10 protein-coding genes and 1 rRNA gene are annotated in these 9,086 nt (G+C 33.1%); 4 read left to right on the top strand and 7 right to left on the bottom strand.

Going from position 1 to position 9,086, the window contains the following annotated elements:
- The 3 genes from rrf to cgi121 all read left to right on the top strand — a co-directional run.
- Positions 1 to 117 (top strand): 5S ribosomal RNA (gene rrf / locus IJQ68_RS08610); the annotation flags it as partial.
- A gap of 73 nt (positions 118 to 190) precedes the next feature.
- Positions 191 to 1,660, top strand: coding sequence for a (R)-citramalate synthase (locus tag IJQ68_RS08605; protein WP_292799240.1), 1,470 nt, complete (start codon positions 191 to 193; stop codon positions 1,658 to 1,660).
- A 5-nt stretch (positions 1,661 to 1,665) separates the two neighbouring features.
- Positions 1,666 to 2,148 (top strand): KEOPS complex subunit Cgi121, encoded by a 483-nt coding sequence (gene cgi121 / locus IJQ68_RS08600; protein ID WP_292799238.1) that lies wholly within the window; start codon positions 1,666 to 1,668, stop codon positions 2,146 to 2,148.
- Here the strand turns inward: cgi121 and IJQ68_RS08595 are convergent.
- The 5 genes from IJQ68_RS08595 to IJQ68_RS08575 are packed head-to-tail and all read right to left on the bottom strand — an operon-like array spanning position 2,126 to position 6,064.
- Entirely contained in the window at positions 2,126 to 3,091 is a 966-nt protein-coding gene (locus IJQ68_RS08595; RefSeq protein WP_292799236.1) for a DegT/DnrJ/EryC1/StrS family aminotransferase, read from the bottom strand. The two genes, cgi121 and IJQ68_RS08595, sit on opposite strands and share 23 nt — an antisense overlap.
- A gap of 4 nt (positions 3,092 to 3,095) precedes the next feature.
- Positions 3,096 to 4,265, bottom strand: coding sequence for a hypothetical protein (locus tag IJQ68_RS08590; RefSeq protein WP_292799234.1), 1,170 nt, complete (start codon positions 4,263 to 4,265; stop codon positions 3,096 to 3,098).
- Between the two features lie 36 nt (positions 4,266 to 4,301).
- Positions 4,302 to 5,228: a glutamine-hydrolyzing GMP synthase gene (gene guaA / locus IJQ68_RS08585; RefSeq protein WP_292799232.1), complete on the bottom strand. Its 927-nt coding sequence runs from the start codon at positions 5,226 to 5,228 to the stop codon at positions 4,302 to 4,304.
- Positions 5,229 to 5,237: 9 nt separating this feature from the next.
- Complete coding sequence (locus tag IJQ68_RS08580) at positions 5,238 to 5,498, bottom strand: hypothetical protein (RefSeq protein ID WP_292799230.1); 261 nt, start codon at positions 5,496 to 5,498, stop codon at positions 5,238 to 5,240.
- Positions 5,499 to 5,506: 8 nt separating this feature from the next.
- On the bottom strand, positions 5,507 to 6,064 hold the full coding sequence (locus IJQ68_RS08575; RefSeq protein WP_292799228.1) for a GMP synthase subunit A: 558 nt from the start codon (positions 6,062 to 6,064) through the stop codon (positions 5,507 to 5,509).
- A 98-nt stretch (positions 6,065 to 6,162) separates the two neighbouring features.
- Between IJQ68_RS08575 and IJQ68_RS08570 the strand changes: the two genes are divergently transcribed.
- On the top strand, positions 6,163 to 6,309 hold the full coding sequence (locus IJQ68_RS08570; RefSeq protein WP_292799226.1) for a hypothetical protein: 147 nt from the start codon (positions 6,163 to 6,165) through the stop codon (positions 6,307 to 6,309).
- 49 nt (positions 6,310 to 6,358) lie between these two features.
- Here IJQ68_RS08570 and IJQ68_RS08565 read toward each other — a convergent pair whose 3' ends face one another.
- Positions 6,359 to 7,147 carry a sulfide-dependent adenosine diphosphate thiazole synthase gene (locus IJQ68_RS08565; protein ID WP_292799224.1) on the bottom strand — a complete coding sequence of 263 codons (789 nt, stop codon included), beginning with the start codon at positions 7,145 to 7,147 and terminating at the stop codon, positions 6,359 to 6,361.
- Between the two features lie 79 nt (positions 7,148 to 7,226).
- Positions 7,227 to 8,750, bottom strand: a complete 1,524-nt coding sequence (locus IJQ68_RS08560) for a hypothetical protein (RefSeq protein WP_292799222.1) — start codon at positions 8,748 to 8,750, stop codon at positions 7,227 to 7,229.
- Between the last annotated feature and the right edge of the window lie 336 nt (positions 8,751 to 9,086).

Below are 9,086 nucleotides of genomic sequence, written 5' to 3'. Positions count from 1 at the left end.
TTTGCGGTCATAGCATGGGGGTTATACCTGGTCTCGTTTCGATCCCAGTAGTGAAGTCCTTTTGTGTTTTGTTTGTGTACTATGGTTTTCTATGGGAATTTCATTTCGCTGCAAGCTTTCTCTATTACAATTATCTTACTATTTTTTTTGTTTTGTTTATTGTTCTTATTATGTATTTTTTGGTGATTTTATGAAGATTAAAGTTTTAGATACAACTTTACGTGATGGGGAACAAACACCAGGTGTTTCTTTAACATCTATGGAAAAATTAAGAATTGCTTCTAAATTGGATGAAATCGGTGTAGATTTTATTGAAGCAGGTTCTGCAATTACTTCTGAAGGAGAAAGAAAGTCAATTAAGGAAATCACTTCTCAAGGATTTAATGCTGAAATTTTAAGTTTTTCAAGGCCTTTAACTTCTGATATTGATTACTGTTTAGATTGTGATGTTGATGCGGTTAATCTGGTTGTACCCACTTCTGATCTGCATATTTTTGACAAATTGAAAATCACTAAAGATGAACTTATTTACATGTCAAATTCTGCTGTTGACTATTGTAAGGATCATGGCCTTATAGTTGAACTGTCCGCTGAAGATGCATCTCGAAGTAACGTTGATTTTTTAAAGAATGTATTTTTAAATGGAATCGATCATGGTGCTGATAGGGTTTGCGTATGCGATACTGTTGGTATTTTAACGCCGGATTCATCTTTTAAACTTTTCAGCAGTTTGAGTGATATCGCAGTACCTGTTTCATGCCATTGTCACAATGATTTTGGTCTTGCTGTTGCTAATACATTATCTGCTATTAAGGGTGGTGCAGTTGAGTTTCATTCCACTGTCAATGGAATAGGTGAACGTGCCGGAAATACATCTTTTGAAGAATGTGTTGTCAGTATTGACAGACTAATGCCTGGTTTTTCTACTGATATTAAGATTCATGAAATTTATTCCATTTCAAAACTTGTTGCTCGTTTGACTGGTGTTTATATCCAACCTAATAAGGCAATTGTTGGTGAAAACGCTTTTGCTCACGAATCCGGAATTCATTCAGATGGAATTATCAAGAATTCCGCTACCTATGAACCTATGACTCCAGAACTTGTCGGCCGCAGTCGAAAATTCATAATAGGAAAGCACATGGGTACTCATGGTCTTGACTCCAGACTTAAGGAATTGGGTTTGAATGTTGATAAGAATCAGCTTCAGCAAATTTGCAATAACATTAAAGAGCTTGCTGATAAGGGTAAAACTGTTACAGATGTTGATTTGCAGGCAATTGCGGATAATGTTTTGGATATAAATCATGAAGACAGAATTAAACTTGAAGATGTTACCATTGTCTCAGGAAATAAGGTAATGCCTACCGCTTCCGTTAAGTTGAATATTGATGGTGAGGAGATTTTAAATGCGGGTGTTGGAATAGGTCCTGTTGATGCCGCAATCAATGCTATCAATTCTCTTGAAATCTTTAAGGACATTGATTTTATAGAATATCACGTAGATGCTATTACGGGCGGTACAGACGCAATAATTGATGTAATAGTCAAACTCCAGAAAGGGGATAGAATCATATCCGCAAGAGGTACCGAGCCGGATATTATTGATGCTAGTGTAAAAGCTTATATTTCAGGAGTTAACAGATTACTTCAGGAGTAAATATTATGGATTTGCAAATTTTAGGTTTTAAGGGAGAAATTTCATCTGTAAGCGAAACTTTAAGCCAGATTAATTCCATTAAAAAAGATGGTGAAATCATTCAGTTATTGAATGCTGATGCTGTTGCTGGTGTAAGGCATATTCAGCATGGTGTCAATCAGGCTTTTCTTGCTTTTGACAGAAATCAGAATCTTGCCAAAGATTTAAGCGTTGAAATTTGTCTTAGATGTTCTGCTCAAAGACAGATTTCCCGTGCTTTTGATTTATTGGGTTTAAAGGAAGGATACATGAATTTATGTATTATTTTAATTGATTGTGATGATTATTTCTCAGAGTTATCTTCATTGTTTAATTCAGATGAAAGTGTCTTAAGTCCTGATGTCGATAAATTAAAGGATATTTATTCTATCAGTGATGAAGAATTGGAAATCATGGATGTTGAAGATATTTTGATTGATAGAATTTCTAAGCTTGTTGCAGATTATTAACTGTATTGATTATTTTATCCAAATATTCCTGTTTCAGGCAATTATAATTTAAATTTTTTATTTCTATGGATATGGCTTTTGTTTTTACCCGATTGTAATTAGGGCATTTATTGATAAATCCGCTTTTATTTATAGGCAACTGTTTTTTCAATTCCCAAGTTTTTTCCTTAGGATTATCCTCTTTAATAATTAAATTAACGCCTCTTTTATCATTATGTATTGATGTTGGTATATGTTTTTTTAGATGTTTTGTTGCATTTAATGTAAGTTGTAAATTTTGTCTAACACTTTTAAGTTCCTCATATATACCGCTTGATATAATTTCATTAGTTTTGCTTAATTTCAATGGCAAGGATGTTTTTTGAAATACATTTTCATCATCTGTTGCTATAAATCCGCCTGATCCGACATTAATTATTTTAGGCTGTCCGGTTGAAGCGATAATTATGTCTGAGTATCTGCAATTTCCCAATATTTCTTTTTCATCTCCAATTCCTGCAGATGCATCTTCAATCGTTGTTATGCCATTGTTATTGCAGTATTTTGAAATTGATTTCACATCCTGTTCTGCACAATAACCTGCAAAGCTTGTAAAAATCAGTGCTGAATTATCCGGAATATCTACCTCATCCAGTTGTTTTGGATTGATAAGTCCCAAATCGGTTTCAAGGGTAATTATTTCCTTTCCTAGGAATTTTGAAATCTGTTTAAATCCGTGCCAGCCCCCTTGATCGGGAACTATAACGCTTCCTTCAATGGAACTCAATGCAACAAATATGCTGTTGTTTCCGCTTGATGTGATTTTTGCGAATTGCGAATTGGTTAATTTTTTCACTGCATCTTCACATTCCTTTTCAAAATTAGTATTTTCTAATTTTCCGGATGCAACATCAGACATAATCTCTTCTGTTTCTTTTTTAGGGGTTTTGAATTCAAACATCATAGTATCATTTCTTAAAGTACATATCCAAAGTGGTCTGTTTTGTGTGAAGCATTTCATTCATTAAAGTTCCCTGTTTTACATATTTGCTGATTGGAATAGTTAATTTAGTTCCAGCATATTTTAAACAATCATTTAAAGTTTCAAATTCTTTGTATGGTTTTTGCATCGCTTCTTTAATATTTTCCCTAACGTTGAATACTCCTAACGGAACATATCCTTCATAAGCTTCTCTTAAAATCAGTAATCCGGACTGCTTTTTATTTTTCAGCAAATAATCAAGAACTGCCATTTTTGCAGTGTAGTAACAACCTCCAACAATGGAATATTCTTTTTTGCCGCCATTCGTTTCATAGTCTGAATATATCAACTCTTCATTTCCCATAATCTTGATGAATGCCTCATACCATTCATATTGCCATTCGGTAGGTGTTAAAATAATGACATAATAGTTGTTGAGGCTTCCGAATTCATAGACTCTATACGTGTCGATTCTTTCGAATTTCCTTACTTCTTTTAAGAACTGATCTGCAAGTGTTGAATCGCATGCGGTAATTGACCATCTTGTCGGAACCAACTTTCTTTTGTTTTTGGTACCTATTGCCCCAACGGAAAACGCCTTTTGCATTGCTGAAAATGGAACCTCCTTGTTATGCAGGTTCACCACAGCGTCGCTTGCCTTTAAGTCTGTATCATAAAATGTCTTTTCAAGCTGTCTGTCCCACTTTACGGCATCGATATCAAATTTTTCAATAACTGCGCTGGGACCGTGGGGCATGCTGTCTTCACTAAGCATTGATCCTGTAGGTGTCTTTCCAAAAGTGGCCTCACTGTCAATTGATGTTGAGGCCAATGAAATGTCCTGAAGTTTTTCAACGAATGGATTTTCTAAATCGTCTATTTTAATCAGCTGTTTTCCACGCACAAGATTCATACGATAATTAATAATGTCCTCTTGCTGTTTGTTTTGGCCAATCCATGATTCCGGAGAGTCCATGATTGATGTATCACCTGCTTCACCCACCATCATAGGTCCGGCATATACCTTAGGATAGGACCATCTGCCGATAAAAACTGATGGGGGAGTACTTCCCTCAAGATTTTTTCCAACCTTAACAGATTTCATCTGTATCTGTTCGGTTAATTTGGCCAAATATGCATTTTTAGAGGTAATCATAATAAATAAAAAAAGTTAAGAGAATAAATCTCTTATTTAACAAAATTCGATAGTTGCTGGTGGTTTGTCACTAATGGATAAAGCGACATGGGTTACTTCAGAAATTTCAGAAGTTATTCTTTTTGAGATGGTTTGGACAACATCCCATGGTAATTGTGGAACATATGCTGTCATCGCATCTACAGAATTAACGATTCTTACAATAACCAAATATCCGAAGTCTCTTTGGTCTCCTTTAACACCAGTGGCTTTGCTGTCAGTCAATACGGCGAAATATTGCCATACTTCTTCATCAAGCCCAGCTTTTTCAACTTCGTCACAGACGATTTTATTTGCTTTTCTACAGATTTCAACATTTTCTCTTGTTAAATCACCAATGACCCTAACTCCAAGTCCAGGTCCTGGGAAAGGTTGTCTGTAAACGGTTGTTTTTGGTAAATCCAATTCATCACCAATTTCCCTTACTTCGTCTTTGTATAAGTCACGAATAGGTTCACATAATTCCAATTCCATTCCGCTTGGAAGTGCTAGATTGTGGTGTGATTTGATTTTTCCGTCACTTTCAATCCAATCTGGTGCAATTGTACCTTGAACTAAAAATTTAGCATCGGATTTAATAGCTTCTCTTTCAAATACTTCGATGAATACTCTTCCGATAATTTTTCTTTTTTCTTCAGGGTCTTCAACTCCTGCAAGCTGATCCATAAATTCGTCAGAAGCATCTACAAATTTGAAATTTAATCTGTCTTTAAATGTATTAGTGACCTGTTCGACTTCTCCTTCTCTTAAAAGACCATGGTCTACAAAAACAGCAGTCAGATTATCTCCAATAGCTTCTTGAACTAAAACTGAACAAACGGAACTGTCAACTCCTCCAGAAAGTGCAATGATTGCTTTTTCATCACCTATTTGGTCTTTAATTTTTTGAATTGCATCTTCAATAAATTCTTTTGGGCTTAACATCATAATCACTTACTCTTCTTCATCTTCTTCTTCGTAATCTTCAATAATTTGTTTGATAATGGATTCCAAACCAGTATCATTTCCAGCTTCCAAAGCTTCAAAGATTTCATCATATTTAACATATTTTTCTAATTTCACTGATTTTGCTCCAATACCGGAAATTCTAAAACCATATTCTTCATCGCCAATTGGTATGTTGACAAATTGTTTTTTTAATCCTGCTTTATTTTCCAATGCTTTTTCCTTTAAGTCTTCAGCGTTATCAATCATTATTACACCTATTGTTTACATATTTTATAGAAATTTTCAAATATCTGTGATCCTTTTGGAGTATGATGTACTTCTGGGTGGAATTGTATTCCATATACATCTTTTTCTTTATGTTTAAAGGATTCGATATCGCATAATTTTGAATTAGCCAAAATTTCAAATTCATCAGGGATGCTTTTTACTTCATCCTTGTGGGATGACCAAACTTCCATTTCTGGAGCCAATCCCTCAAATAAATTTTCATCATTGTTAATATTAATTTTAACTTGAGCATAACTTTCGGTATTTGAAGTAGATACTTCTCCACCATATGTTTTAGCAATTAACTGATGACCTAAACATATTCCTAAAATTGGTATGTCAAAGTGCCTGATGTATTCTTCACTGTTTCCGGCTCCTTCAAGTGAAGGGCCTCCACCTAAAATCAGGCCGATAGGATTTTCAGCCTCTAATTCTTCAATGCTTAATGTATTTGAAACTAATTTTGAATCTATTTTCAAATATTGTAAGCTGCGTTGAATTCTATGGTTATATTGACCTTTATTATTAATCACTAAAATTGTCATATTATGCTCCAAAATATTATATTATTATTTTTGGTTTTTTTCATTTATTATACTTTGTATCAAAACTTTAAATACTAGTGATAATATAATAATTTTACATGGAACTTAGAGATTTAGCATTTGTAATTATTGCAATTCTAATTGCTGTTGTAATTTTAAAGATATTTATGTGGTTATTGCCGGTAATTATTGTATTAGTAATTGCATTTTTTATTTATATCTATCTATCTGAAAGATATAATTAATATTTATTTATTTTTTTAAAAAAAGTGATGGTGTGGTTGTAAAAAAGGTTTATTTTCTTTTTTCCAGGTCTTCAGCAACTATTTTGGCAACGTACTCTCCGGATAATAGCATTCCACCAAAAATCGGTCCCATACGCTGTGATCCGTGTACTGCATTAGCAGCCATTCCTGTTACATATAATCCCGGATAGACTTCATTAACGTTTTCCAGTATTTTACCTTCCGCCTTATCAGCCCACATGGATTTTTCACCCATTATTTTTCCTGTTTTGGTGTTCAAGTCTTCTTCCATTTTGTCCTGGACGATTTTAATGATTTCCAGCGGATGGCCTGTCGCATCAATAACTGCTTTTGATCTAATTGTTAACGGGTCTATATGTAGGCCGGACATTTCAACTGAACTCCAGTTCAATACAACTCCGTTTATCCCGTTTTCACGCACCATTAAATCTTCGATTGACATTAAGTTGAATATTTTAAGGCCTGCTTTTGTTGCTTTTGATGTGAGTGTTGATGTACATTCTATGGAGTCTACAGTATAGTAGTTGTCCTGATATTTTTTGTAGTTGATGTCAAATTCGTCAAGGATTCTTTTTCCTTCTTCCTGGACAACTATTTTATTAAACATCATTCCTCCTCCCCACATTCCTCCCCCAATTGAGAGTTTACGCTCGAATAATGCTACTTTATATCCTGCTTTTGCAAGATAATATCCTGCGGTTATTCCGGATGGTCCTCCGCCACCTATGGCTACATCTATATCAGTATAGTCCAGTAAATCGTTCATATATTCTTCAATGATTGCTCTTGAAACGATAATATCATCTAATTTATCCATTTTATCACATCTTTTGTTTACAGTATTTAATTTGGATAAACTAGTATTTAAATTTAAAAAAAGAAAAAAATAATAAGAATTATTCTTTCTTACTATTTCTATAATATCCATATCCGAAAATTGCTAAAATAATTAAAATAGCTGCGATGTATGGGAGTGGTGATTGTTCGGTTTGTTTTGAAACATCCTTTTTAACTATTTCATGTGCATTACTTTCTCCAGCATTACTCTGTGGTGATTCTGGATTTTGGGATTCACTATTTTGTGCGTTATCTAAACCTACATTTGTATCTAAAATAGTTGTAGAGTTATTTTGAACATTAGCACTTTCAATTATTTCTTCAATTATTTCATCCAAAGTATTTGTATTATCATTAACAACATCATTATTTTCATTTTCTTGTGTTGTTGTATTTGTTTGAGTGTTGTTTGTGTTTTCTGGTATTGTAGAGTTAGTATCATTCATAGACTCTGGAATTTCAGTATGATTTGTTTTTTCTTCAGGAACATGGGTATTATTTTCTGAAGGGGTTGGATTTTCTTTTGGAGTTACAGTATATGCATTTCCATTTTCATCAAGGAATGTTGTCGGGCTGTCAATTAAATTATTTGTAATGAATGCCTTATTCCAATCATCACTACTTGAATCAATATCCCAATGGTTGTTGTTGAAATTGGTTCCGGTAGCGGTTGTTTCATCAGCGTAAACTAAAGATCCAACTTTAGCAGTGTTTCCTTCAATGTAATTGTTTTCAAATATAACAGTTGATGGAATATGAGGAGTTTCTTCAGCAATATAGATTACACCTCCTTTTTTATCAGCACTATTGTTAATGATTTTTGAATTTGTCACTGTTAAAGGTCCTGATGTAATCATAGCTCCGCCCTGTCTTCCAGCATAATTGTTTGATATTACACAATTGTTAACTGTTAATTCTCCTGGCCAGTTATAAAGAGCCCCACCCCATTCTTTTGCAGTATTGTTGTCAAAAGTACAGTTTTCAGTTAATGTTGTTGAATATACTCCGACACGGACAGATCCCCCATCTCTATCAGCATAATTGTTTTTAAAAACTGAATTGTAGACATATGAGTTTCCCCAATATGTGGCGAGTGCACCTCCATCATGGTAAGCAGTATTATTGATAAAATTACAGTTGGTAGCATTTAAAAATCCATAATTTGTAAATACTTGCCATTTCACTCTATGTTGCTCTCCAGCAATATCAATAGCACCACCGTTTTGTCTAGCACTATTGTTGATGAAATTACAACTGTCAACGTAAATTTGTCCACCTAACTCAGAGTGGATTGCTCCACCAAAATCAGGACTTTTTCCATTGATGAATGTAAGGTTAAAGAACTTTACTTGACTTACAGAATTAACTAATATAATGGTGTTTTTATGGTCTCCATCTATTATTATTTCATCTGCATTTCCCATTCCCTGTAAAGTAATGTTTTTATCAATTTTTATTCCTGATTCAACATATGTTCCAGGTGATAGGAATATTGTGTCATTATCACTTACAGTATTTACTGCATCCTGAATGGACATTGAATTGTCAATAGTCACATTTTCAGCAGAAACATAAGGAATCATTATTAAGCATAAAAAAATTAATAAGATTAGGCTTTTATTTATATTTTCACCTCCTTTTTAATTATTATCTTTATAAAAAGTTATAAAGTTTTTCATTGATAGTAATAAATATATCATCGTTAATTATTTTTAATTTTTATTTTAACTTTTTATTTATTATTATTTTATTAATAATAGATTTTTATATGATTATTTTTTTAAAATAATATTTTATAATTTTTTATTTTTAAATTTATTTCTTTATTATATTATTATAATATTCGTTATTAATATTAATGTTCATTCAGGTTACATTTTAGTTACAAAATCCTTAAATATCTATTTTTTTAACAGTTA

Source organism: Methanobrevibacter sp. (genome assembly GCF_017447225.1).
Taxonomy (GTDB): domain Archaea; phylum Methanobacteriota; class Methanobacteria; order Methanobacteriales; family Methanobacteriaceae; genus Methanocatella.
This window is presented reverse-complemented; position numbering and strand designations above follow the sequence as displayed.

Bases quoted from the DNA above. Each gene is read 5' to 3' on its own strand.
- IJQ68_RS08605 (WP_292799240.1), top strand. From the start codon at position 191: ATGAAGATTAAAGTTTTAGATACAACTTTACGTGATGGGGAACAAACA.
- cgi121 (WP_292799238.1), top strand. From the start codon at position 1,666: ATGGATTTGCAAATTTTAGGTTTTAAGGGAGAAATTTCATCTGTAAGC.
- IJQ68_RS08595 (WP_292799236.1), bottom strand. From the start codon at position 3,091: ATGATGTTTGAATTCAAAACCCCTAAAAAAGAAACAGAAGAGATTATG.
- IJQ68_RS08590 (WP_292799234.1), bottom strand. From the start codon at position 4,265: ATGATTACCTCTAAAAATGCATATTTGGCCAAATTAACCGAACAGATA.
- guaA (WP_292799232.1), bottom strand. From the start codon at position 5,228: ATGTTAAGCCCAAAAGAATTTATTGAAGATGCAATTCAAAAAATTAAA.
- IJQ68_RS08580 (WP_292799230.1), bottom strand. From the start codon at position 5,498: ATGATTGATAACGCTGAAGACTTAAAGGAAAAAGCATTGGAAAATAAA.
- IJQ68_RS08575 (WP_292799228.1), bottom strand. From the start codon at position 6,064: ATGACAATTTTAGTGATTAATAATAAAGGTCAATATAACCATAGAATT.
- IJQ68_RS08570 (WP_292799226.1), top strand. From the start codon at position 6,163: ATGGAACTTAGAGATTTAGCATTTGTAATTATTGCAATTCTAATTGCT.
- IJQ68_RS08565 (WP_292799224.1), bottom strand. From the start codon at position 7,147: ATGGATAAATTAGATGATATTATCGTTTCAAGAGCAATCATTGAAGAA.
- IJQ68_RS08560 (WP_292799222.1), bottom strand. From the start codon at position 8,750: ATGATTCCTTATGTTTCTGCTGAAAATGTGACTATTGACAATTCAATG.